Below are 23,687 nucleotides of genomic sequence, written 5' to 3'. Positions count from 1 at the left end.
CGACCCGCGGGGGCAGCGTCCCCGTGGGACGCTGCCCCCACCCCCGTCACCGCCCGAGGACGTGGCGCAACGCGCCCTCCAGTTCGGGGTCGCGCATCTCGTAGCCGGAGGAGACCAGCCGGTCCGCCACGACCTTCTGGTCCGCCGCGACGGTCTCCACCCGGCCCTCCTCGCCCAGCAGCAGGCGCGGCCCGGCCTCGGGCACCGGGATGAGAGCGGGCCGGCGCAGCACCCGCCCGAGCACGGTGGCGAACTCCTTCGCCGTGACCGGCTCGGGCGCCACCGCGTTGACCGGGCCGGTGACGCCGTCGTCGAGCACCGCGTGGGCGAAGGCCCCCGCGATGTCATCCGCGCCGATCCAGCTCAGCCACGGGCTGCCGTCGTGGCTCTCCCCGCCCGAGGTCGCGACCGGGCCGCCGAGCCCCGCGAGGAACAGCGGCAGCACCTGCTGCAGCATGCCCCCGGCCGGGCTCAGGACCACGCCGGTCCGCAGCATCGCCACCCGGATGCCGGACGTCTCGGCGCGTCGGGCCTCGGCCTCCCAGTCCGCGACGACCTCGGCGAGGAAGTCGTCCCCGGGCTCCAGATCCTCGACGAGGCCGCTGCCGAACGGGCCCGTGCCCGCGTCCGCCCCGTAGTACCCGATCGCCGAGCCGTTCACGAGTGCCCGCACCCGCGCGTCGTCCCCCTCCCGTGCGGCAATCCGGGCGAGCGCGTCCACGAGGGTGCGCGTGCCGCGCACGCGCGAGTCGTGCACGGCCTCCTTGTGCGCGTCCGAGAACCGGCCGGCGATGGGCTCGCCCGCCAGGTTCACGACGACGTCGGCCTCGGCCAGGGCGTCCTCGTCCACGGTCTCCCGGCCGGGGTCCCACAGCGCCGCGTCCAGCGCGCCGGCCTTCTTCGGGCTCCGCACGAGCCGGATGACGCGGTGGCCGCCGGTGGTGAGCAGGGCACAGAGCTGCCGGCCGATCAGTCCGCCGGACCCCGTCACGGCGACCGTGCGAGCCGGCCCGCCGACGAGGGGGCCGGGATGGGCGGCGTGGAAGTCCAGGTCATCGGCCATCACGCGGGCCCGATAGGCGAACTGGCGGCCCAGCTCCGCCTCGAAGGCCTCGTGGGTGCGGCGCGAGGCCGCGCTGCCCAGAGCAGGCACGCGGGCCACCAGGGACTCCCCCGGCAGGGCGTACTCGATGTGGTCCGTCACGACCGTGCCGCGCCGGCCGTCCGCCGTGTCCGCCTCACCGGGCGCGGCGTCATCGAGCAGGTGGGTGTGCCGCCAGGAGGCGAGGGGACCGGAGACCATCTCGTCCCGGAACATGCGGCCCTCCTCGTAGGCCGTGTGGCGGGCCCGCCACGGCACCGCGGGCGCGGCCCCACCGGGCAGGCGGGAGGCGACGGCGTCCGGCAGCAGGCCGGTGAGCATCCCGTGGGCCGCGCCGGCGAACAGGCCGGCCGCCCCGGGGGCCTGGATGCGCAGCCGCGACTCGGAGCCCACGCGGAGGCCGTCCGTGGGTCCCTGGACCACCTCGCCCGCGAAGGGCGGGGTGAGCCGCTCCAGCGCGCCGGGGTTCTCCAGCCAGCGGAAGACCACCTCACGCGGGTGGCGCAGGAGGGTGCGATGCTCGAAGACGCGGATCTCGGTCATGGACGCCAGCCTGACACAGGGAGAGGACGCGCGAACACCTGTCCGGGCCGGGCCGTGCAGGACAATGAGGGGATGGACCTGCTTCCCGAGCTGCGCTGGACCGCCGCCGCCCTGCCCGCCACCGAGCTCACCCTCGTGGCCGTCTTCTCCCCCGAGGACCAGACGGTGCGCGCCTCCGGCGTGGCCGTGCCGGAGGACTCGGAGCCCCCCGCCGCCGCGATCGGGCGCCTCCTCGAGACGCTCATGGACCGGCTCGTGGCCCTGGACCCGGAGACCGCCGACCGCGAGATGAACCCGCGCCCCGTGGAGCCGCGCCCGGGCGTGTCCCAGCCCGTCGCCGACGCCCTGGCCGCCTACACCGCGGGGGACGTGGCCGCGCTGGACGCCCTCGACGTCGCCCAGCCGGGCACCGCGTTCCGGCAGCGGGCGTGGCGGGAGCTGCGCGGCATCGCCCCCGGCTCCCCCGCCACCTACGGCGGCCTGGCCGAGCGGTGCGGGGCTCCGCGGGCCGTGCGTGCCGCCGGCGGGGCGTGCGCCGCCAACCTGGTGGCCGTCGTCGTGCCCTGCCACCGCGTGGTGCGCGCCGACGGCGCCGCCGGCCACTACCTCTACGGCACCGCCGCGAAGCAGGCCCTGCTGGCCCACGAGGCGGCGCGCGCGGGCTGACCACCCCTCCCCCCGGGCAACGCGGGTTGAGTTGTCACGGGTCCGGGGCTCGAACACCCGTGACAACTCAACCCGCGTTGCGGACACGAGAAGGGGCCGGGCCGCGCGCTCCACGCACGCGGCCCGGCCCCAGGCGCTCAGATCGTCAGACGGAGAGCTTGTCCACGATCGCGTTGAGCGTCGCGGACGGACGCATCACGGAGGTGACCTTCTCCAGCTCCGGCCAGTAGTAGCCGCCCAGGTCCACCGGGGAGCCCTGCACGCCGTTGAGCTCGGCCAGGATGGTCTCCTCCTGGGCCTCCAGCTCCTCGGCGACCGGCTTCGCCGCGGCCGCCAGCTCGGCGTCCTCGGTCTGCTTCGCCAGCTCGCGGGCCCAGTACAGCGCCAGGTAGAAGTGGCTGCCGCGGTTGTCCAGCTCGCCGACCTTGCGCTTCGGGGACTTGCCCTCGATCAGCAGGGTGCCGGTGGCGGCGTCCAGGGTGTCCGCCAGGACCCGCGCGCGGTGGTTCTCGTTCGCGACCGCCTCGTGCTCGAAGGACACGGCCAGCGCGAGGAACTCACCGAGGGAGTCCCAGCGCAGGTGGTTCTCCTCCACCAGCTGCTGCACGTGCTTCGGGGCGGAGCCGCCCGCACCGGTCTCGAACAGGCCGCCGCCGTTGAGCAGCGGGACGATCGAGAGCATCTTCGCGGAGGTGCCCAGCTCGAGGATCGGGAACAGGTCCGTGTTGTAGTCACGCAGCACGTTGCCGGTCACGGAGATGGTGTCCTCGCCGCGGCGGATGCGCTCCACCGAGAGCTTGGCGGCCTCCACCGGGGAGAGGATGCGGATGTCCAGGCCCTCGGTGTCGTGCTCCTTGAGGTACTCCTCGACCTTCTTGATGAGCTCGCGGTCGTGGGCGCGGGTCTCGTCCAGCCAGAACACGGCCGGGGTCTGGGACGCGCGGGCGCGGGTCACGGCCAGCTTCACCCAGTCGCGCACCGGGACGTCCTTGGTCTGGCAGGCGCGCCAGATGTCGCCGGCCTCGACGTCGTGGGAGAGCAGGGTCTCCCCGGCGGAGTTCTTCACGGCCACGGTGCCCGCGGCGTCCATGATGAACGTCTTGTCGTGCGAGCCGTACTCCTCGGCCTTCTGCGCCATGAGGCCCACGTTCGGGACGGTGCCCATGGTGGTGGGGTCGTAGGCGCCGTTGGCCCTGCAGTCGTCGATCACGGCCTGGTAGACGCCGGCGTAGGAGGAGTCCGGGATGACGGCCAGGGTGTCCTGGGTCTGGTCGTCCTTGTTCCACATGCGACCGGAGGTGCGGATCATGGCGGGCATGGAGGCGTCCACGATCACGTCGGAGGGCACGTGGAGGTTGGTGATGCCCTTGGCGGAGTTCACCATGGCCACGTCCGGGCCGTTCTCGTAGGCGGCGGCGATGGCCGCGCGGACACCCTCGGCGGTCTCGGCGTCGAGCTTGTCCAGGCCGCCCTCGATCGCGGCGAGGCCGTTGTTCGCGGACAGGCCGGCGGCGGCCAGCTGCTCGCCGTACTTCTCGAACAGCTCGGAGAAGTAGGCCTTCACGACGTGGCCGAAGATCACCGGGTCGGAGACCTTCATCATGGTGGCCTTCAGGTGCGCGGAGAAGAGGATGCCCTCCTCCTTGGCGCGCTTGACCTGCTCGGCGAGGAACGCGTCCAGGGCCTTGGCGGACATGAACGTGCCGTCCACGACCTCGCCCTTGAGGACCTTCAGGCCCTCCTTGAGCACGGTGGTCTTGCCGTCCTCGTCGGTGAACTCGATCGTCAGCACGTCGGCGGCCGGCAGGGTCACGGACTGCTCATTGGCGCGGAAGTCGTCCGCGCCCATGGTGGCGACGGCGGTCTTGGAGTCCGGGGTCCACTCGCCCATCGAGTGGGGGAAGCGCTTGGCGTACGCCTTCACGGCCTTCGGGGCGCGGCGGTCCGAGTTGCCCTCGCGCAGCACCGGGTTCACGGCGGAGCCCTTGACCGAGTCGTAGCGCGCCTTCGCGTCCTTCTCCTCGTCGGTCTTCGGCTCGTCCGGGTACTCCGGCAGCGCGTAGCCGTCCGCCTGCAGCTCCTTGATCGCGGCGCGCAGCTGCGGCACGGAGGCGGAGATGTTCGGCAGCTTGATGACGTTCGCCTCGGGGGACTTCACGAGCTCGCCGAGCTCGGCGAGGGCGTCCGCGGTGCGCTGCTCCTCGGGCAGGACGTCCTTGAACGCGGCGAGGATGCGGCCGGCCAGCGAGATGTCACGGGTCTCCAGCTCCACGCCGGCGGTGCCCGCGTAGGCGCGCACGATCGGCAGCAGCGACGCGGTGGCCAGCATGGGCGCCTCGTCCGTGAGCGTGTAGATGATCTTCGACATGCGGATGATCTCTCCTTCTGGCCGCACTCGAGACGCGGCCCTCGTCGGCAGGGAACGGGTGACTCGCCGCCAATCTACCCGGCGTCTCGGACGCGCCACACCGTGTGTGGCTCGTGTGGCTCGGCGTCAGCGCCCGCGGCCGGTCCGGCGGGCCCGCCCCGGAACGCCTCGCCGAGGCGGGCCGCATGCCGCACCTGCTCGGCCTCGCGCCGGCGTCGCCGCTCCCCCTCGGTGAACGACTGCCAGGCGCCGAGGGCGGTGACCGCGGTGAAGGTGATCCCCATGAACCCGAAGAACGTGCCCCACGCGGCCAGGGCCACCACGACCGCCACGGCGAGCAGCCCGAAGCCGACCGCCCCGGGGACGGCCCACGGCTGCCCCTCGGCCCGTCGCTCGCCGGCCGCGCGCAGAGGGACGCGCGCGAAGCCCCCGAGCACGAGGCACGCCAGCAGCGCCAGCCAGCCGCTGCCGACCATGAGTTCACCCATCATGCCGCCCATGCCACCCCAGGGCCCGTCGTGCATCATGCGGCCAGTGTAGGCAGGGCGGCGTGGATCGTGGTCGGCTCAGATGCCGAGCACGGCCTGGGCGATGAAGAAGTAGACGACCAGGCCGAGGGCGTCCACGAGCGTCGAGATGAACGGGTTCGAGAACACGGCGGGGTCGGCGCCGATCGTGCGGGCCGCCAACGGCATGAGACCGCCGACGGTGGCGGCGAAGGAGCACACGGTGAACAGCGTCGCCCCGATCACGAGACCGACGGGCCACGAGAACACGAGCCCGGCGATCACGAGGCCCAGCAGGCCGATGCACCCGCCCAGGGCCATGCCGACACGCAGCTCGCGGAACATCACGCGCGGCGCGTCGCGGGGCCGGACGTCGTCGAGGGCGAGCGCCCGGGTGACCGTGGTGGCCGCCTGGTTGCCCGTGTTGCCGCCGGTGCCGATGATCAGCGGGATGAACAGGGAGAGGACGACCATCTCCTCGAGCGTGTCCTCGAAGACGCCGAGCACCTGCACGGTGAGGGTGGCGCCGACCGCGAGCACGAGCAGCCACGTGATGCGCGAGCGCATCAGCGCCAGCACGGAGGTCGCCAAATAGGGCCGGCCGAGGGGCTCCACACCACCGGCGCGCGCCGCGTCCTCCGTCGACTCCTCGTCGAGGACCTCGAGGGCGTCGGCCACGGTGAACACGCCGATCAGGCGCCCCTCCGAGTCCGTCACGGGGACCGTCCACAGGCGGCGGTCCGCACAGAGCCGGGCCACCTCCTCGGCGTCCTCGGTGGCGACCGCGGACACCGGTTCCCGCATGATCTCCGAGACCCGCGCGTCGAGCGGCTGCGTGACCAGGACGGAGACGTCCACGACGCCGGTCAGGCGCGCCTGCGGGCTCACCACCGGCACGGAGACGATGGCGGCCTGCTCCCGGCCGCCGTGGTCCCGGAGGTTCTCCAGGGCCACGGCCACGGTCCAGTCCTCGCGCAGACGCACCGGCGCCATGCGCAGCCGGCGGCCCACCGAGTCCGCCGGGTAGCCCAGGAGCCGACCGACCTCGCCGCGCGCCTCGGCGTCGAGCCCGGCGAGCATCTTCCGGGCCACGGTGGCCGGCATCTCGTCGAGCAGCCGGGCCTGGCCCGAGACCCGCAGCTCGGCGAAGAGGTCCTGGACCTGACCGTCCTGGAGCTGGCGCACCAGGTCGGACTGCTGGCCCGTCTCCATCGCCGCGAAGACGTGGACCGCCGTCGACTTGTCCAGGAGCCGGAACAGCACGGGGACCATGCGCGGCTCGGAGCGGTCGAGCAGTTCGAGCGCGTCGCCCGGAGACAGCGCGCGCAGCAGCTCGACCGCGCTGTCGAGGCCGTCCCTGCGCAGGTGCTCGCGGATGCGGTCCTCGACGCTCTCAACCTCGCGGCGGGTCATCGCCTCGTCACCTCCTGGGGGTCGCGGGGGCCCGGTCCGGGCCCCCGTCCGGCAGCGGCGCGCCGCGCTCAGCCGTGGAAGAAGTGGCGCGCCCCGGTCAGGTACAGGGTCACGCCGGCGGCCTCGGCCGCGGCCACGACCTCCTCGTCCCGGACGGAGCCGCCCGGCTGGACGACGGCCTTCACGCCGGCGTCGATGAGGATCTGCAGCCCGTCCGCGAACGGGAAGAACGCGTCCGAGGCGGCCACGGAGCCGCGGGCCCGCTCGGGGGCGCCCTCCCCGGAGACGTTCTCCGCGCCGCCGGCGCTGCTCACGTCCTGCCCGCCGGTCTGCGCGGCGCCCAGGGTGTTGGCGCGCTCGACGGCCAGGCGGCAGGAGTCGAGGCGGTTGACCTGGCCCATGCCCACGCCCACCGTGGCGCCGTCGTGGGCCAGCAGCACGGCGTTGGACTTGGCCGCGCGCACGGCACGCCACGCGAACGCCAGGTCGGCCAGGACGGCGTCGTCGGCGGCGGGACCGGCGGCGAGGGTCCAGGTGGCCGGGTCGTCGCCGTCCGCGTCCACCGCGTCCGCAATCTGCAGCAGCATGCCGCCGGAGACCTGCTTGGCCTCCACGGCGTCCCGCAGGAAGCCCTCGGGCAGGCTCAGCAGGCGCAGGTTCTTCTTGGCGGAGAGGATCTCCAGGGCCTCGGACTCGAACGCCGGGGCCACGACGACCTCCGTGAACACGTCCTTCACCTGGGCGGCCATGGCGGCGGTGACGGGGCGGTTGGCCGCGATCACGCCTCCGAACGCGGAGACCGGGTCGCACGCGTGGGCCTTGGCGTGCGCCTGCGCGATGTCCGTGCCCTCGTCCGTGACGGCCACGCCGCACGGGTTGGCGTGCTTGACGATCGCCACGGCCGGGACCGGGTGGTCGAAGGCGGCGCGCACCGCGGCATCGGCGTCCACGTAGTTGTTGTAGCTCATCGGCTTGCCGTGCAGCAGCTCGGCCTGCGCGATGCCGGGGGCCGCCGAGGAGTCCAGGTACAGCGCCGCGGGCTGGTGCGGGTTCTCGCCGTAGCGCAGGATCTGCGCGCGCTCGAGGGAGAAGCCGGCGTAGGGCGGGAACACGGGGATCTCGTCGGCGTGCGTGTCCTCGCCGAAGTGGGCGGCGGTCCAGGCGGCCACGGCGTTGTCGTACGCCGCGGTGTGGGCGAAGGCCAGGGCGGCCAGGCGCCGGCGGGCGTGCAGGTCGAAGCCGCCGGACTGCGCGGCCTGGACGACCTCTCCGTAGCGGGCCGGGTCCACGACGATCGCCACGGACGCGTGGTTCTTCGCGGCCGCGCGCACCATGGACGGCCCGCCGATGTCGATCTGCTCGACGACGGCGTCCTCCGCGGCGCCCGAGTTCACGGTGTCCACGAACGGGTAGAGGTTCACGACGACGAGGTCGAACGGCTCCACCTCGAGCTCGCGCAGCTGGGTCACGTGGTCCTCACGACGACGGTCGGCCAGGATGCCCGCGTGCACGCGCGGGTGCAGCGTCTTCACGCGGCCGTCCAGGCACTCCTGGAACCCGGTGACCTCGGCGACCTCGGTGACGGGCACGCCGGCGGCGGCGATGCGCTGGGCGGTGGAGCCGGTCGAGACGATCTGCACGCCCGCGGCGTGGAGCCCGGTGGCGAGCTCCTCGAGTCCGGTCTTGTCGTACACGGAGATCAGGGCCCGCTTCAGGGGCACCGTGTCCAGGACGGTGGGGATTGACTGGGCAGAGGTCACGAGGGGGCGCTCCTTCGAGGGGGTCCGGGTGCGTCCCCCAGCATAGGCCGGGCCGCATAATGGCCCAGGCGTCCGCGTGACGGACCGCCCCCACTCCACCCGACGAACGGGAGCCGACCATGTCCTCCGCCACCCCACCCCACCCCAGCGCCGACGGCGCGCACCCCGGGCCCACGTCCGACGTCGTCGCCCCCGACGCCACCCTGCCCACCGGTGAGGCGGTCGTCCAGGAGCTGCCGTGGCGCTGGTCCGTCCAGGGCCGCATCTTCCTGATCGGCGGCCTGGGCTTCATGTTCGACGCGTGGGACGTCACGCTCAACGGCGTGATGATCCCGCTGCTGCGCGAGGAGTGGGCCCTGGACAAGGCCGACGCCGCGTGGATCGGCACCGCCAACCTCATCGGCATGGCCGTGGGCGCGTTCCTGTGGGGCACCATCGCGGACCGCATCGGCCGCAAGGCGGCGTTCGCGTGGACGCTGGCGATCTTCTCCGTGTTCACGATCGCGGGCGCGCTGACGGACTCCCTGCTGTGGTTCGCGCTGTTCCGGTTCGTGGCCGGCATGGGCCTGGGCGGAACGATCCCCGTGGACTACGCGCTCGTGGGCGAGTTCACCCCGCGCCGGCTGCGCGGTCGCGTCCTGGCCGCGATGGACGGCTGGTGGCCCGTCGGTGCCGCGCTGTGCGGCCTCGTCTCCGCCTGGCTCGTGGGCACGTGGGGCGACTGGCGCCTGCCCCTGATGGCCATGGTCCTGCCGGCCCTGCTCGTGTTCGTCGTGCGCCTGGGCATCCCCGAGTCCCCGCTGTTCCTGATGAGCCGGGGCCGCGAGACACAGGCCCGCGCCGTCATCGACCGCATGGTGGCGGCCACCGGCGCGCCTCGCCGGCCCTACACGATGCCCCCGGCCGAGCCGGCCCGCTCCGGCGGCGTCGGCGCGCAGCTCGCCGCGGTCTGGCGGTTCTCCCCGCGCATCACCGCGGTCGCCTGGGCCCTGTTCGTGGCCATCATGCTCGTCTACTACATCGCGCTGCAGTGGCTGCCGACGTTCCTCATCGACGCCGGCTACGCGGAGGGCCGCGCCTTCATCATGACCTCCGGCATGGCCGCGGCCGGCCTGCTCGGCGTGGTCGTGGCCACCGCGCTGATCGAGGTCACCGGCCGCCGCTGGCTGCTGGCCGTCAGCGCCGTCGTCGCGAGCGCCCTGACCGTCTGGCTGGCGAGCGTGCTGGACGTGCCCGCTGCGGTGCTGCCGCTCGTGCTGACGTTCGGCTTCGTGGTGCAGGTCGCGATCCCGGTGCTCTACACGTACGTCTCCGAGCTGTACCCGACGACGCTGCGCGCCTCCGGCTTCGGCTGGGCGTCGGCGGCCTCGCGGGTGGGCGCGGGCCTGGGCCCGCTGCTCTTCGTGGGCACGCTGGTCCCCGCCCTCGGGCTGCCGGGGGCGTTCGCCGTCACCGGCGGGCTCGTGGTCCTGGCCTGCGCGGCGATGCTGGCGCTGGCCCCGGAGACCCGCGGCCGCGCCCTCGAGGTCAGCGCCGACTGAGCTCGCCGAGCACGCGCAGCAGCAGGGCCCGCTCCTGGACCTTGATGCGCTCGTGCAGCTCGGCCTCGGTGTCCGTGTCCAGCACGGGCACCGCGGCCTGCGCGAGGATCGGGCCGGTGTCCACGCCCGCGTCCACCACGTGCACGGTGCAGCCGGTGACCTTCACCCCGTGCGCCAGCGCGTCCCGGACGCCGTGGGCCCCCGGGAAGGACGGCAGCAGGGCCGGGTGGGTGTTGAGGATGCGGCCCTCGAACCGCTCGAGCAGCGGGGCGCCCAGGATCCGCATGAACCCGGAGCACACCACCCAGTCCGGCGCGTAGGCGGCGACGGCGTCCGCGAGCGCCTCGTCCCACGCGCGCCGGTCCGCGTGGTCCTTCGGTGACACCACGAACGTCTCGATCCCGTGGGCGCGGGCGCGCTCCAGGCCGCCGGCGTCGGCGACGTCGGCGCCCACCGCGGCGATCTCCACGTCCAGGGCGCCGGAGGCGACGGCGTCGAGGACGGCCTGCAGGTTGGTGCCGGAACCGGAGACGAGGGCAACGATGCGCATGCGCCCATCGTAGGGTGAGGGGGTGTCCGCCCCCGTTCCCTCCTCCCCGCCCCGCCCGCCGCAGGGCGCCCCGGACCCCGGCCGCGTCCGCACCGGTCGTGCCCTGCTGTGGCAGTCCGTGGCGCTGCTGGGGATGGTGCTCTCCTTCTCCCTCGTGCTGCCGTGGAAGCTGATCGCCCTCGCGCTGGGGCTGGTCGCCCTCGTGCTCGGCGTGCGCGTGTGGGTCACGAGCCGCGGCGCCGAGCGCTCGGGGCTGCCCCGCGCGGTGGCGTCCGCCGGCATGGCGATGGCGCTGATGGGCATGACGACGGCGGCGCTGCCGCTGCTCGCGTGGGACGCGACGGTCCAGCTCGAGCAGTGCAGCGCCTCCGCGCTCACCGTGCGGGCACAGCAGGCGTGCGCGGACGAGTTCACCCGTCAGGTGGAGGAGCGCACGGGGGTGCCCCAGCTGCGGCCCTGAGCCGCGGGCGTCAGTCCCGCGCCCGGCGCGGGGACGGCCGGTCGCGCGGGCCCGAGGCGCGGTCGCCGGACCGCGGCACCGTCGTCGTCCCGTCCCGGTGCCCGGCCACGGCCAGGGCGGTGAGGTAGCCGGCCGCGCAGCCCAGCGCGACCCACCCGGCGACGGCGGCGCACACCGCCCAGACGTGGGAGCCGATGTCCGTCAGCGTGCCGAGCCCGAGCGTCCCGGAGGTGAGGGCCAGCGGCACGAGCAGCAGCAGCCCCGTGAGCAGTCCGGTGAGCACGGCCAGGGCCAGCGTGGACAGTGTCAAGGACACCGCGCGGCTGCCGTGGCGGGTGTGCAGCCAGTCGTCGAGGTGGTTCTCCCCCTCCCGCAGCAGCCACACGCCGGCCACGGCGCCGGCGCCGATCGGCACGGCCAGCAGGAGCAGCTGCCACGGCGACCACGTCCCGGGCAGCGCACCCAGCGCCGGGAGGGCGGGCGCGGTGGCCGGCGTCGCGCCGAACACGGAGTAGAGGCTGTCCGCGCCCACGGAGAACCCCGGGCCCGCCGTCCACGCGATCGACCACGCGGTGAACGTGGGCAGCCAGCCGATCTGCAGCAGCGCCAGGAGCAGGCCGCCCAGCGGACCGCCCCCGATCGCCTCGGCCACGGTGACGACGGCGGTCCACTCGACGGCCAGCCGCCCCGCCACGAGCAGCGCGTTCAGGCCCGTCAGGGCGAGCACGGCGAGGACCGCGGCGCGCACCACGGACCAGGCGTACGAACCGGCCCAGCGTTCGTACTGCGAGCGCCGCGAGATCCGCTCCGTGAGGTCCAGGCCGATCAGGTGGGCCCAGGTGCCCGCCTCGCGCCGGGCCCCCGCGAGGGCGGCGACGCCGAAGAGCAGGGCGGGCAGCAGCGCCGCCGGGGCGGGGTGGACCGTCAGCTCGTCCGTGCCGGGCAGGAACGCCACGGCCAGCCCCACCAGGGCGTAGGCCCCCACCGCGCCCACGAAGGCCTGCCACGCCTGGTCCCGGTAGGACGCGCGGGCCAGGCGCCGGCCGGCCCGCCACGACAGCGCGAGCGGGACCAGGGTCAGGCCCCACGGCACGAGCCACGCCGTGCCGGTGATGAGGTGATCCGGCGCGGTGGGCATGGCCGTGGCCACGGTGACGGGCACCGCGTGCAGGGCCAGCCACAGGACGCCGCCCACCTGGACGGCACCCTCGATGGTCGGCCGCTCGAACCCGCCCGTGGCCCACACCGCGAGGGTGGGGACCATGACCGCCAGCAGGCTGATCATCGCCGTGACGAGCGCCTCGACCACCCCCTGCAGCCACAGCGGCAGGGGGACGGGGCGCAGCAGACGGGGCGCAGCGGGGCGGGAACTCACCCGTCCATGGTGCCACCCGACTCCGGGCGGCGCCTGGACGGGGGCGGGCCGCGCGGGCCGGTGCGACGACCGTCACGCGCCCCGAGAGTTCACCGCGGGGTCACCGGGCCGTCGTCGGCGGGTGTCCCGGCCGTGGTCCGGGGTCCTTAGCGTCGGCCACGTGCGTGTCGTCGTGGTCGCCGAATCGTTCCTGCCCCACATGAACGGGGTCACCAACTCCATCCTCCAGGTGCTGCGGCACCTGCGGGAACGGGGCGACGAGGCGATGGTGGTCGCCCCGGCCGCCTCGTGGTCCGCCGGGTGGACCCAACGCGCGGGCGCCGGTGAGGCCCCCCGCGAGGTCGAGGGCTTCCCCGTGCGCACCCTGCCCTCCGTGCCCCTGACCGGGTACACCTCCGTGCGGGTGGCCGCCGGCACGGTGGGCCGGCTGCGCGGCATGCTCGCCGACTTCGCCCCGGACGTGGTGCACATCGCCTCCCCCTTCGTGCTGGGCTGGCGCGCGGTGCAGGCGGCCGAGGAGCTCGGCATCCCCTCCGTGGCCGTCTACCAGACCGAGGTCCCCGGCTACGCGGCCCGGTACGGCGCCCCGTGGCTGGAGGACGTCCTGTGGAGCCACGTGGCGCGCCTGCACAACATGGCCACGCTGACGCTCGCGCCGTCGTCGTTCACCGTCCGGCAGCTGCACCGCCAGGGGGTGCGACGCGTGCACCTGTGGGGCCGCGGCGTCGACTCCCGCCGATTCCATCCCGCCAAGCGGGACGAGGCGCTGCGCGCCGAGCTCGCCCCGAACGGCGAGAAGCTCGTGGGCTTCGTGGGGCGGCTGGCGCACGAGAAGCAGGTCGGGGACCTGCGGGTGCTCTCGGACCTGCCGGGCACCCGCCTCGTGGTCATCGGCTCCGGGCCGCTGCGCGAACAGCTCGAGCGGGAGCTGCCCGGCGCGCACTTCGCCGGCTTCCAGGGGGGCGAGGACCTCGCGCGCCACGTGGCCAGCCTGGACCTGTTCGTGCACCCCGGCGAGTCCGACACCTTCGGCCAGACGCTGCAGGAGGCGATGGCCTCGGGCGTGCCCGTCGTCGCCGTCGGCCGCGGCGGCCCCCTCGACATCGTGGACGCCTCCCGCACCGGCTGGCTCTACCCGCCCGGCGAGCTGGACGAGCTGCGCCGCCACGTCGCGGACCTCGTGTACGACGACGTCAAGCGGGCCGCGTTCGCCGACGCGGCGTGGGCGTCGGTGCAGGGCCGGACCTGGCCGGTGCTGTGCGAGCAGCTCGTGGGCTACTACGAGAAGGCGATCGCGGTGCAGGAGCGCCGCCGCGTGGAGCTGGCCCGCCGGCTGCTGACGGCGCCGTCGCTGCTGGCCGCGCGCGTGTTCGGCTGAACCCCGGGCCGGACGCCGGGCGGGCGCCCGGCGGTCCGGGTCTCGCGTCCGGAGCCGTGGCTAGGGTGGCGGGCATGGACGCCACCCCGCACCCCCGACCCGCCGAGCCCGGCCCCCTGCCCGATCCCGCCGCGCCCCGCCGCCTCGCCGGCAAGGACGTGCACCCCGTCGGCCTCGGGTGCATGAACATCGTGCACGGCTACTCCGGATTCCTCGACGACGACGCCGCCGTCGACCTGCTCACCCGCGTGCTGGAGGACGGCACCGACCACCTGGACACCGCCACCCTCTACGGCGGCGGCCGCAGCGAGGAGCTCGTGGGGCGCGCGCTCGCCCGGGCGGGGTCGGACGTCCGCGAGCGCGTGCTGCTCGCCTCCAAGGGCGGGCTCGTGCGGGACGGGCAGCGGCGGATCGACGGCCGCCCGGAGACGCTGCGCGCGCACGTGGACGCCTCCCTGAGCCGGCTCGGCCAGGACCGGATCGACCTGTACTACCTGCACCGGCTGGACCCGGAGGTCCCCGTCGAGGAGTCCGTGGGGGCGCTCGCAGAGGCCGTCACGGAGGGCAAGATCGGGGCGATCGGCCTGTCCGAGGTCTCGGCCGTCACCCTGACCCGGGCCGTGGCCGTCCACCCGATCGCGGCCGTGCAGTCCGAGTACTCCCTCGCCACCCGCAACCCCGAGTGGGGCGTGCTCGAGGCGTGCCGCCGCCATGGGACCGCCTTCGTGGCCTTCTCCCCCGTCAGCCGCGGCCTGCTCACGGACGCGCCGCCGCGGCTGGGCGGGCTGGACGCGGGAGATCTGCGGCACCGGCTGCCCCGCTTCGCCGAGGGCCACTACGAGGCCAACCTGACGCTGCGCGAGGCGCTCTCGGCCGAGGCCGTCCGGCTCGGGACGAGCACGGCGGGGCTCGCCGTCGCCTGGGTCCTGGCCCAGGGCAAGGACGTCCTGGCGATCCCGGGCACCACCTCGTGGGAGCACTGGCTCGAGGACCGGGGCGCGCACGAGGTGCGGCTGACCCCGGCCGACGTCGCCCGGCTGGACGACCTCGTCAACGACGCGACCGTGGCGGGCCCGCGCTACAGCGAGAGCCAGCAGGCCAGCATCGACACCGAGGCGGCGCCGCCGCGCTGAGCCGAACGCGGGGCCCGGGGTGGCCCGCGTCTCATTTCGGCAACAGAGCGCACTCCCTGTCAGGATGGGCGTCAGGCACCGCGGCCTCCTCCGACCGCGGCGCGCCACGGCGGGGGCACCGCGGGGCGTCTCTACCCCGACGTCCGAGGAGGACACCATGAATGAGTCTCTGGAGACCCTGCGCGACGAAGTGTTCGCGCGCAACCCCGGCGAGGCCGAGTTCCACCAGGCGGTGTCCGAGGTGTTCGAGGCGCTGGGGCCGGTGGTGCAGCGCCACCCCCAGTACGTCGAGGCCGGGGTCATGCACCGCCTCTGCGAGCCGGAGCGCCAGATCATCTTCCGCGTCCCGTGGATCGACGACGCCGGCGTCGTGCAGGTCAACCGCGGGTTCCGCGTGGAGTTCAACTCGGCGCTCGGCCCGTACAAGGGCGGGCTGCGCTTCCACCCCTCCGTGTACCTCGGGATCGTCAAGTTCCTGGGCTTCGAGCAGATCTTCAAGAACTCGCTCACCGGCATGCCGATCGGCGGCGGCAAGGGCGGCTCGGACTTCGACCCCGCCGGCAAGTCCGACCGCGAGATCATGCGGTTCTGCCAGTCCTTCATGACGGAGCTGCATCGCCACATCGGTGAGCACACGGACGTGCCGGCCGGTGACATCGGCGTGGGCGCCCGCGAGATCGGCTACATGTTCGGCCAGTACAAGCGACTGACCAACCGCTTCGAGGCCGGCGCCCTCACCGGCAAGGGCCTGACGTGGGGCGGCTCGCTGGTCCGCACTGAGGCCACCGGCTACGGCGCCGTGATGTTCGTCGACTCCATGCTGCGCACGCGCGGCGAATCCATGGACGGTCAGCAGGTGCTGATCTCCGGCTCCGGCAACGTGGCCATCTACGCCGCGGAGAAGGCCGCCGCGCTCGGGGCCACCGTGCTCACCGCGTCCGACTCCTCGGGCTACATCGTGGACCCGGACGGCCTCGACCTGGACCTGCTCAAGCAGATCAAGGAGGTCGAGCGTGCCCGCATCTCCGAGTACGCCGAGCGCCGCGGCGGGCGGTCCCGCTACGTGACCGGCGGCAGCGTCTGGGACGTCGAGGGCACCGTGGCCCTGCCGTGTGCCACCCAGAACGAGCTCGACGAGTCCGCCGCGCGGACCCTGCTGAAGAACGGGGTGAAGGCCGTGGCCGAGGGCGCGAACATGCCCTGCACCGAGGCGGCCGCCCACCTGTTCGTCGACTCCGGGACGCTGTTCGGCCCGGGCAAGGCCGCCAACGCGGGCGGCGTGGCGACGTCGGCGCTGGAGATGCAGCAGAACGCCTCGCGGGACTCGTGGAGCTTCGACTACACCCACGACCGGCTCGAGCAGATCATGCGCGACATCCACGACCGCTGCGTGGAGACCGCCGAGGAGTACGGCACGCCCGGCAACTACGTGGCGGGGGCGAACATCGCCGGGTTCATCAAGGTCGCCGACGCGATGATCGCCCAGGGCGTGGTCTGAGGCCCGGCCCTGTCCCTTCCGTGATCCTCCGCCGCCCTGCGACATCACCGCCGTTCTGACGCGCGGTGATGTCGCAGGGCGGCGGTCGCTCAAGGGCGCCCGGCTCCTGCACAGGCCCCCCGACGTCGGGTGCCCTCCACCGCCGGCGCGGCCGACCCGTCGCGCCCCCGACGGGCCCACGAGACTGGGCCGCATGACCCTGCTCTCCGACCACTCGCGTGCGCTGCTCCCGGGACGCGGGCCCCTGCTCAGCGCGGCGGACCCTCACGACGGGGCGGCGCGGCGCCGTCTCGAACGCGCCTGGACCCGCGGGGTCCTCGTGCGGCTCTGCCCGCGCGTCTACATCAGCGTCAGCGACTGGGCCGCGCTGCGTCCGTGGGACAGGGCGGTCGTGTCCGCCGTCGCCCTCTCGATCGCCCGCCCCGCGACGGTGTTCACGGGCCTGACCGCGGCCCGGTTGCACGGTCTGGGGCCGGCCGTCGAGCCGCCCGTGCTCGAGCTGCGCGCCCCCTCGCCCGGGCATCACGGCGCCGGTCCGCTGACCCGCCGTCCCTTCGCCCCCTCCGTGGTGGCCCACGATCGCCGGCTTCCCGTCCCGCCGCGCCGCCGACCCCGGTGGGGGCTGCCGGAGGCGGCCCCCGCCGCGCCTCAGCCGGTCGAGGCCATCCTGTCGGACGGGCAGAGCCTGGGAACCGTCCTGGCGGATCCGCTGCCCACGGTGCTGCTGGTGCTGGGGGCGGCCACCCCGTTCCGCGACGCCGTGGCCCCGCTGGACGCGCTCGTCCGAGCCCGGCCCGAGGAGGCCGCACGCTGGGCGAGGCAGGCGGAGAGCCGACTCAAATCCGCGGCCGCCCTCCGCCGATTCGAGCGGGCCTGGCACTTCGCGGACGCGCGGGCGGAATCCGCCGGCGAGTCCTACAGCCGGGCCAGCATCCACGAGCTCGGCTTCGTCCCGCCCACGGCGCTGCAGCATCGCCACCGGGATGCGAACGGACGCGAGGTGGCCCGCACGGACTTCTGGTGGGAGCAGGTGCGGGTGTACGGGGAGTTCGACGGGCTGGGCAAGTACGACCTGTCGTTCTTCGACGGTGACGACACGGCCCGCCGCGCCAGCATCCGCCGGGAGAAGGAACGGGAGGTGGCCCTGCAGCTGGTCACCCGGGCGGGCGCGCATTGGACGTGGGGAGACCTCCTGCGGCCGGACCGGCTGGCGCGGATCCTCACCGCCGCGGGCGTCCCCCGCTCGGTCTGATCCACGGCCGTCCCACGGGCCCGGTCCCGACTCGGCGAGCCCGAGCGGCGGACCTCCGCTCTGCGACATCGCAGCCGTGCTGCACGGCGGTGATGTCGCTGGGCGGCTGTCGGGCGGTCAGCAGCCCACCTCAGCCCACCTCAGCCGGCCAGGGCCGCCCGCTGCTCGGGGCTGATGCGCACGGGGCGGCCCGTCTGCCCGTCGACGAACACCATGACGGACGTCGCGGTGGCGCAGAGGGTGTCGTCGACGCCGTCGTGCAGGGCGTAGCCCACGTGCACCGAGGCGGCCTTCACGGCGTCCACGCTCACCACCACGCGCAGCGGCACGGGGCGGTAGGGCATCTGGGCCCGGTACTTCACGGTGTGCTCGGAGATGAACGTCCGCACACCGGGGGCCACCCCCTCGAGGAGGTCGATCGGCGGGGCCTGCCCGCCACCGGCGCCGGTGTTCGCGGGCACGCCGAAGGCCGCCACACGGGCCTCCTCCAGCAGCTGCACCACGGCGATGTTGTTCACGTGGCCGTAGGCGTCCATGTCCGCCCAGCGCAGCGGGATGCGGACCTCGACGGAGCGTGAGGCGGTCATCGGGCGGCCTCCTCGTCCGCGGGCCGACCGTCGCGCTGCGCCGCGGCGTCGAGGGTCGCCGGCGCCTCGTCGTCGCCGAGGATGTCCTCGCGCCAGGCCTCGGGCTGCACGTCCACGAACTCGACGGGCAGGATGCCCAGGTCCTCGAGCTGATTGGACAGCGTGGCCCCGTCCGGGCCGTAGCACCACGGGATGCCCGGGGTGGAATGGCGGGTGTCCTCCGCCCGGCCGCCCGCGAGCAGCGCCTGCGAGGGGGTCAGCTGCCGGATGACGATCGCCTTGACCCGGTCGGGGTGGCGCTGCGCGAACTCGGCGTAGATCTCGGGGTCGTGCTGGCCGTCGTCGCCCACCAGGATCCACTGGATGTCCGGGAACTGCTCGGCGAGGCGCTCGAGCTGGACCCTCTTGTGCTCCTGACCGGAGCGGAACCAGCGGTCCCTCGTGGGCCCCCAGCTGGTCAGCAGCAGAGCGCCGAGCGGGTAGAGGTTGCGGCCCAGGAAGCGGGTGAGGGTCTGCGCCACGTTCCACGCGCCCGTGGACAGGTACAGCACGGGGGCCTTCGGCTCGAGCTCGGCGATCCGGCGCAGCAGCACGGCGATCCCCGGAGTGGGCGTGCGGGCGTGCTCGTCGATCACGAACGAGTTCCAGGCCGCCAGCAGGGGGCGGGGCAGCGAGGTGACCACCACGGTGTCGTCGATGTCCGAGACCAGGCCGATCCGCGCGCCCGGCTCGCAGATGTACAGGTCCATGACGGCGTGCCCCTCTTGGCCGCCGACGTGGAGGGTGGCGGTCTGCCAGCCGGGCTCCAGCTCGACGTCCAGCACGACGTCGACGACGCCCATCCGGTCCGTGCGCACCGTGGTGCGCAGGTCCCCCACCTGCACCTCCACCTCGGCGTAGGCCATGGGCGGGGCCACGAAGTTGCGCCAGCCGCGCACGCCGTCCGCCACCACCTTCGACAGCCGACGGCCGTTCATGAACTCCTCGTCGGAGGCGATCACCACACGGGAGAGGATCCGCACCCAGCTGGTGCTGCCGTAGCCCGTGAACGCCATGACCGTCGGCACGTTGCCGGCACGCAGCGCGCGGGCGCGGTGCCAGCGGTTCCATCCCTCCTGCAGGTGCGTGGCGACGTTCTCCACGGGAGTGGGGTCACCGGAAGGGGCCAGGCGGCCGCGCCGGGGCGCGGGCGTGGGTGCGTCGGAGGCTGCGGGCATGCGTCCAGTATTCCGCACCGCGCGCTCTCAGCGGATCTCGGGGACCAGCGCGGTCAGGCGGTCCAGCATGCGGCCGACCTTGCCGTTCTCGATCGCGGCGGCCACGTGCCCGTCCGCGAACCGCTCGCCGCGCACCAGGTAGGTGAACAGCGTGCCGAGGTCGGCCAGGGACGCCTCGGCGATGCCGGCCTCGCTCACCCGGTCCACGTTCCGCAGGTAATCGACGTCGATGCCGGCCAGCTCCTGCGCGGCCACGAGGCCGGGGAACACGCGGTCGTCGTAGTCCGGGTAGACGCCGCCGAGGGTGCCGGGCGCGGGGGCGCCGTACGAGGCGATGGGCCGGGCCTCGGTGCCGTAGCCGGCGGCGAGCAGCTCGCGCAGCGCACGCACGGCGGCCACGCGCTGGGGCGTGGGGGTCTGCGGGCCGGTGAGGGTGGCGTCGTCGTCGGGGGTCGGGAGGGGGTGCTCGGTCATGGCGGCTCCTCTGCTCGGTGGGTCGGCCCCATTGTCTCGCGTGCGGTCTGGAGTGTCCGAACCCCCGCCTAGGTGTTGTGGGTCATGAGGTTCTTGCCACGAGGCGCCGGCTGAGATGAGACGAGTGGGCCTCTCCCGCAGGATGGAAGTTCCTACACCACCGACCTGCCCGAGAAGACCCACTCATGACTCACGCTAACGCACCCCTGACCCCCACTGGCCGTCTCAGGATGGTCCACCGCCACCTGCACGACGGGATCCCGCAGGCACACGTGGCCGCCGAGTTCCGGGTGAGCCGGCCCACGGTGGCCACCTGGGTCGCCCGCTACCGCGCCCAGGGAGAAGCCGGCCTTCAGGACCTGCCCAGCCGGCCGCACCGTTCACCTGCCCAGCTCGATCCGGTCTTGGTCGCCCAGATCCACGCCCTGCGGCGGGAGCGCAAGTGGTCCGCACGGCGCATCCATCACCACCTCGTCTCCGAGGGCCACCGGGTGTGTCTTCGTACCGTGGGACGGTGGCTGCACCGACTCGGGATCTCCCGCCTACGGGACCTGACCCCGGCCGGAGAAGACCTGCGCCAACGACCCCAGAAGATCACCGCGAGAGGGCCGGGGCACATGGTGCACCTGGATGTGAAGAAGATCGGGAAGATCCCAGACGGGGGCGGCTGGCGCACCCACGGACGTGAAAGTGAAGCAGGCCGTGCTTCCAAGCGCGGGCCTGGCCGGCGGGTCGGCTACACCTACCTGCACTCGGCGATCGACGGGTACACCCGCCTGGCCTACACCGAGGCGTTGGAGGACGAGCGGGCGGCCACGACCGTGAGCTTCTACTGCCGGGCGCGGGCGTTCTTCGCCGCCCACGGCATCACCGTGGACCGGGTGATCACGGACAACGGGAACAACTATCGGGCTGCGGACTTCACCGCGAAGGTGGTCTCGCTCGGGGGCCGGCATCACCGGATCCGCCCCTACACCCCGCGCCATAACGGGAAGGTCGAGCGGTACAACCGGCTGATGGTCGATGAGGTCCTCTACGCCCGCCCGTATACCTCAGAGACAGCTCGGCGTGAGGCCCTGGCGGTGTGGGTGAACCACTACAACTACCATCGGCCTCATACCTCCTGCGGGGACGCCCCTCCGGCCTCGTTGGCCCCGGCCCGAGTCAACAACGTCATGACCTCTTACACCTAGGCTCGGGGCATGAGCCCAGCCCTGCCCCGCCCCGCCGAGCTCCGCGCGATCGCCCTCGACGCCGCCCGCGCGGTCGTCGGCGACCTCGCCGCCGCCTTCCGCTCCCCCACCGCCATCGGGCCCGAGGCCAAGACCACGCACCACGACCTCGTCACCGTGCACGACCGACACACCGAGGCCCGGCTCGTCGCCGCGCTCACGACGGCGGTCCCCGGCTCCGGCGTGCTCGGCGAGGAGCTCGGGGCGCAGGCCGGCACCGGTGAGGCCGCCCGGCTGACCTGGATCGTCGACCCCATCGACGGCACCTCCAACTTCACACACGGCTTCGCGATGTTCTCGGTGTCCCTGGCCGCCGAGGTCGACGGCGAGGTGGTGGCCGGCGTCGTGCTGGACCCCGTGGGCCGGCTGGCGTTCTCCGCCGACGAGGACGGCGCCTACCTCACCCGCGGCGACGGGCCGGAGCGCCCGCTGGCCGAGGTCGCCCGGCCGGCGCCGGCCGGCGGCGAGCGCGCCCAGAACCTCGTGACCTCCTACCCGGCGGGCGAAGCGATCGCGCGCGAGGGCGAGGACGCGCTGCGCCGCTTCGGGCGGCTCGTGACCGCCCACGCGACCGTGCGCCGCACCGTCTCCGGCGCCCTCGAGCTCGCCCACACGGCGGCGGGCTGGGCCGACGCCGCGCTGTACGTGGACACCAAGCCCTGGGACGTCGCGGCAGGGCAGCTGATCCTGCGCCGCGCCGGGGGCAGGTGGCTCACGCCGGACCCGGCCGCGCCGTCGTCGGGCCGGCTCGTCGACGACGGCCCGCGCGCCCACACGTGCCCGTTCGCGCTCGCCGTCGCCCCGGGCCGCGAGGCGCCGACGACGGCGGCGGTGCTGGGTGACATCGTCGCCTCGCGGGCGACCGACCATGTATAGAGTGGATGTGAGCCCGATCTCAGCGCCGCGCCCGACGGCGCCCGTCCCGGCATGCCAGGAGGCCCCGATGACCCAGCAGCACCATGACACCGACGACGCCCCGTCGATGCAGCGCCCCGATCCGGTCGCGGAGCCCGGGGACCACCTGATGTTCGAGCACCCGGACGGTGAGGCCGTCCTGGTGCTGGACGAGGACCAGGTCTGGCGACTGCTGCGCCGTGTGCGCCACGCGCGCCTCGGGCTGGCCGTGGACGGGCGGCCGGACATCGTGCCGGTGAACGTGCGGGCCCACGACGGCGCCATCTACTTCCGCACCGCGCCCGGCTCGAAGCTCGCCGAGCTCACGGTGAACCCGCGCGTCGTGGTGCAGGCCGACGGGATCCTGGCCGACCAGGCCTGGTCCGTGCTCGTGCACGGCACCGCGCGACGCCTGGACACGGAGGCGGAGATCGCGGAGGCCGAGTCCCTCGGCATCGAGCCGTGGGTGCCGACGCTGAAGGACTTCTACGTCCGCGTGGACGTCCAGCGCGTGTCCGGCCGCCACTTCGTGTTCGGCCCGCACCCCGAGCGCAACGAGTCCCAGACCGACTGAGCCGGTGACCGGGCCGGGAAGGCTCAGGGACGCGCCGGGGGCTGCCCGCCGCCGGGCCCGCCCATCCCGCCCTGCTCCTGCTCGGTGGTGGTGTCGATCGGGACGTCGATGGTGATGGCGAAGCCCTTCTCCACGGAGCCCGTGATCTGCGGCAGCTGCGTCTCGTAGCCGTCCGAGAAGACGTTGTCCGTCTCGAGGCTGACCCTGGCGAAGTTCGCCGCCGACCCGTCGTAGGCCGAGGTGGCGTAGACCTGCGCGGACTGCTCCTCGGGCATGGCGATCTGGGAGGTGAGGACGTTGTTCGTCGCGTCCGTGATGGACGCCTTGTCCGGGAACACCTCGAAGTGCAGGTGGGGCCACCGGCCGTCGTAGCAGCCGGGCCACACCGTGGTGAAGGTGACCGTGCCGTCGTCGCCCACCACCTGGACGCCGCGCAGGTAGGTCTCCTCCGTGATGCCGTCCGAGTACATCGAGTAGCGGCCCTGCGCGTCGGCGTGCCAGAGGTACACGGCGGCGCCGGTCATCGCGGCGTCGCCGTTGGCCATGTCGATCACGTTCATCGTCACCGTCAGCGGGACGCCCTCGGCGGCGGTGCCCGTGTCGATGCTCGTGGTCAGGTCGGAACGTTCGATGCCGGACGCGTCGAGCACGTCCGGGCCGTTGGAGCCGTCGCCCGGGTACGGGCCTGCGGTCTCGGTGACCATCTCGGTCAGGGTGGCGGACGGCGAGGCGCTCGCCGCCGACGAGGAGGAGGCCGCGGGTGACGAGGAGCCGGCGCTCGCCGACGTCGAGCCGGAGGAGGACGAGGCGCCCTCCTGGACACCGCACGCGGCGAGGACGAGGGCTCCCGCCCCCGCGCCGAAGATGCCCAGCGCGTTGCGGCGGGAGACGAGCGTGCCGACGTCGAAGGCGGCGCCCTGGTCCTCGACGTCCTCGGCGGGGCGATGGAAGGCCCGGCCCTCGAAGGTGGGCGTGACGGCGGGGGCCTCGTCTCCCTCGGTGACCTGGGGGAAGGGACGGCGGGAGCGGGTCGGGAGCCCGGGGGCCATGGAGTTCCTCTCGTGGGGCGCCCGCCGGGTGGCGGGCCGCGTCGAGAGGCCAGCATGGCAACGGATGCCGGACGTTTTCGTGAGATCGGCGGGATGGTTCCAGGACATCTCCTGG

The 23,687-nt window shown here is 73.9% G+C and carries 21 protein-coding genes; 10 read left to right on the top strand and 11 right to left on the bottom strand.

Going from position 1 to position 23,687, the window contains the following annotated elements:
• Positions 1 to 46 precede the first annotated feature (46 nt).
• Positions 47 to 1,645, bottom strand: coding sequence for a TIGR01777 family oxidoreductase (locus AC3RJ9_RS02000; RefSeq protein ID WP_095353387.1), 1,599 nt, complete (start codon positions 1,643 to 1,645; stop codon positions 47 to 49).
• A gap of 72 nt (positions 1,646 to 1,717) precedes the next feature.
• Between AC3RJ9_RS02000 and AC3RJ9_RS01995 the strand changes: the two genes are divergently transcribed.
• Complete coding sequence (locus tag AC3RJ9_RS01995; RefSeq protein ID WP_123244107.1) at positions 1,718 to 2,311, top strand: methylated-DNA--[protein]-cysteine S-methyltransferase; 594 nt, start codon at positions 1,718 to 1,720, stop codon at positions 2,309 to 2,311.
• Positions 2,312 to 2,456: 145 nt separating this feature from the next.
• Here the strand turns inward: AC3RJ9_RS01995 and AC3RJ9_RS01990 are convergent, their stop codons facing one another.
• The 4 genes from AC3RJ9_RS01990 to purH all read right to left on the bottom strand — a co-directional run bounded on the left by AC3RJ9_RS01990 (position 2,457) and on the right by purH (position 8,358).
• Positions 2,457 to 4,679 (bottom strand): NADP-dependent isocitrate dehydrogenase, encoded by a 2,223-nt coding sequence (locus tag AC3RJ9_RS01990; protein WP_101967361.1) that lies wholly within the window; start codon positions 4,677 to 4,679, stop codon positions 2,457 to 2,459.
• Positions 4,680 to 4,753: 74 nt separating this feature from the next.
• Positions 4,754 to 5,206, bottom strand: a complete 453-nt coding sequence (locus tag AC3RJ9_RS01985; RefSeq protein WP_228070504.1) for a hypothetical protein — start codon at positions 5,204 to 5,206, stop codon at positions 4,754 to 4,756.
• 39 nt (positions 5,207 to 5,245) lie between these two features.
• Positions 5,246 to 6,598, bottom strand: a complete 1,353-nt coding sequence (mgtE, locus tag AC3RJ9_RS01980; RefSeq protein WP_489727676.1) for a magnesium transporter — start codon at positions 6,596 to 6,598, stop codon at positions 5,246 to 5,248.
• 68 nt (positions 6,599 to 6,666) lie between these two features.
• Positions 6,667 to 8,358, bottom strand: a complete 1,692-nt coding sequence (gene purH / locus AC3RJ9_RS01975; RefSeq protein WP_101967363.1) for a bifunctional phosphoribosylaminoimidazolecarboxamide formyltransferase/IMP cyclohydrolase — start codon at positions 8,356 to 8,358, stop codon at positions 6,667 to 6,669.
• A 119-nt stretch (positions 8,359 to 8,477) separates the two neighbouring features.
• On the opposite strand from purH, the gene AC3RJ9_RS01970 reads away from it, so the two are divergent.
• The gene (locus AC3RJ9_RS01970; protein ID WP_101967364.1) at positions 8,478 to 9,899 is read left to right on the top strand and encodes an MFS transporter; all 1,422 of its coding nucleotides are present in this window, start codon (positions 8,478 to 8,480) and stop codon (positions 9,897 to 9,899) included.
• Here AC3RJ9_RS01970 and purN read toward each other — a convergent pair.
• Positions 9,886 to 10,449 (bottom strand): phosphoribosylglycinamide formyltransferase, encoded by a 564-nt coding sequence (gene purN / locus AC3RJ9_RS01965; protein ID WP_069941533.1) that lies wholly within the window; start codon positions 10,447 to 10,449, stop codon positions 9,886 to 9,888. The two genes, AC3RJ9_RS01970 and purN, sit on opposite strands and share 14 nt — an antisense overlap.
• Before the next feature lie 22 nt (positions 10,450 to 10,471).
• Between purN and AC3RJ9_RS01960 the strand changes: the two genes are divergently transcribed.
• Entirely contained in the window at positions 10,472 to 10,909 is a 438-nt protein-coding gene (locus AC3RJ9_RS01960; RefSeq protein ID WP_036382019.1) for a hypothetical protein, read from the top strand.
• Positions 10,910 to 10,919: 10 nt separating this feature from the next.
• Here AC3RJ9_RS01960 and AC3RJ9_RS01955 read toward each other — a convergent pair whose 3' ends face one another.
• Positions 10,920 to 12,284 carry a cell division protein PerM gene (locus AC3RJ9_RS01955; protein ID WP_231862054.1) on the bottom strand — a complete coding sequence of 455 codons (1,365 nt, stop codon included), beginning with the start codon at positions 12,282 to 12,284 and terminating at the stop codon, positions 10,920 to 10,922.
• Between the two features lie 160 nt (positions 12,285 to 12,444).
• Here AC3RJ9_RS01955 and AC3RJ9_RS01950 point away from each other — a divergent pair, with 160 nt between their 5' ends.
• The 4 genes from AC3RJ9_RS01950 to AC3RJ9_RS01935 all read left to right on the top strand — a co-directional run bounded on the left by AC3RJ9_RS01950 (position 12,445) and on the right by AC3RJ9_RS01935 (position 17,545).
• Entirely contained in the window at positions 12,445 to 13,662 is a 1,218-nt protein-coding gene (locus AC3RJ9_RS01950; RefSeq protein WP_061866968.1) for a glycosyltransferase family 4 protein, read from the top strand.
• 74 nt (positions 13,663 to 13,736) lie between these two features.
• A complete protein-coding gene (locus AC3RJ9_RS01945) occupies positions 13,737 to 14,795 on the top strand; it encodes an aldo/keto reductase (protein ID WP_020621605.1) in 1,059 nt (352 codons plus the stop codon).
• A gap of 157 nt (positions 14,796 to 14,952) precedes the next feature.
• The gene (gene gdhA / locus AC3RJ9_RS01940; RefSeq protein WP_020621604.1) at positions 14,953 to 16,293 is read left to right on the top strand and encodes an NADP-specific glutamate dehydrogenase; all 1,341 of its coding nucleotides are present in this window, start codon (positions 14,953 to 14,955) and stop codon (positions 16,291 to 16,293) included.
• A 193-nt stretch (positions 16,294 to 16,486) separates the two neighbouring features.
• On the top strand, positions 16,487 to 17,545 hold the full coding sequence (locus AC3RJ9_RS01935) for a hypothetical protein (protein WP_144825567.1): 1,059 nt from the start codon (positions 16,487 to 16,489) through the stop codon (positions 17,543 to 17,545).
• Positions 17,546 to 17,685: 140 nt separating this feature from the next.
• Here the strand turns inward: AC3RJ9_RS01935 and AC3RJ9_RS01930 are convergent, their stop codons facing one another.
• The 3 genes from AC3RJ9_RS01930 to AC3RJ9_RS01920 are packed head-to-tail and all read right to left on the bottom strand — an operon-like array spanning position 17,686 to position 19,823.
• Entirely contained in the window at positions 17,686 to 18,132 is a 447-nt protein-coding gene (locus AC3RJ9_RS01930) for an acyl-CoA thioesterase (protein ID WP_002853740.1), read from the bottom strand.
• On the bottom strand, positions 18,129 to 19,349 hold the full coding sequence (locus AC3RJ9_RS01925; protein WP_159832861.1) for an App1 family protein phosphatidate phosphatase: 1,221 nt from the start codon (positions 19,347 to 19,349) through the stop codon (positions 18,129 to 18,131). The genes AC3RJ9_RS01930 and AC3RJ9_RS01925 overlap by 4 nt, the downstream gene beginning before the upstream one ends.
• Positions 19,350 to 19,376: 27 nt before the next feature.
• Positions 19,377 to 19,823, bottom strand: a complete 447-nt coding sequence (locus AC3RJ9_RS01920) for a DUF6508 domain-containing protein (protein WP_020621601.1) — start codon at positions 19,821 to 19,823, stop codon at positions 19,377 to 19,379.
• Between the two features lie 185 nt (positions 19,824 to 20,008).
• On the opposite strand from AC3RJ9_RS01920, the gene AC3RJ9_RS01915 reads away from it, so the two are divergent.
• The 3 genes from AC3RJ9_RS01915 (at position 20,009) to AC3RJ9_RS01905 (ending at position 22,523) form a co-directional block, all read left to right on the top strand.
• Positions 20,009 to 21,016 carry an IS481 family transposase gene (locus AC3RJ9_RS01915; RefSeq protein WP_206496026.1) on the top strand — a complete coding sequence of 336 codons (1,008 nt, stop codon included), beginning with the start codon at positions 20,009 to 20,011 and terminating at the stop codon, positions 21,014 to 21,016.
• Positions 21,017 to 21,025: 9 nt separating this feature from the next.
• Complete coding sequence (locus AC3RJ9_RS01910; RefSeq protein WP_036317028.1) at positions 21,026 to 21,931, top strand: inositol monophosphatase family protein; 906 nt, start codon at positions 21,026 to 21,028, stop codon at positions 21,929 to 21,931.
• Positions 21,932 to 21,998: 67 nt separating this feature from the next.
• Positions 21,999 to 22,523, top strand: coding sequence for a pyridoxamine 5'-phosphate oxidase family protein (locus AC3RJ9_RS01905; protein WP_122053937.1), 525 nt, complete (start codon positions 21,999 to 22,001; stop codon positions 22,521 to 22,523).
• A gap of 23 nt (positions 22,524 to 22,546) precedes the next feature.
• Here the strand turns inward: AC3RJ9_RS01905 and AC3RJ9_RS01900 are convergent, their stop codons facing one another.
• Positions 22,547 to 23,572, bottom strand: a complete 1,026-nt coding sequence (locus AC3RJ9_RS01900; RefSeq protein WP_159832859.1) for a dioxygenase family protein — start codon at positions 23,570 to 23,572, stop codon at positions 22,547 to 22,549.
• Positions 23,573 to 23,687 lie beyond the last annotated feature (115 nt).

This window comes from Micrococcus sp. 63XJN7_6_ISO-PGPR-S23-444 (genome assembly GCF_058072765.1).
This window is presented reverse-complemented; position numbering and strand designations above follow the sequence as displayed.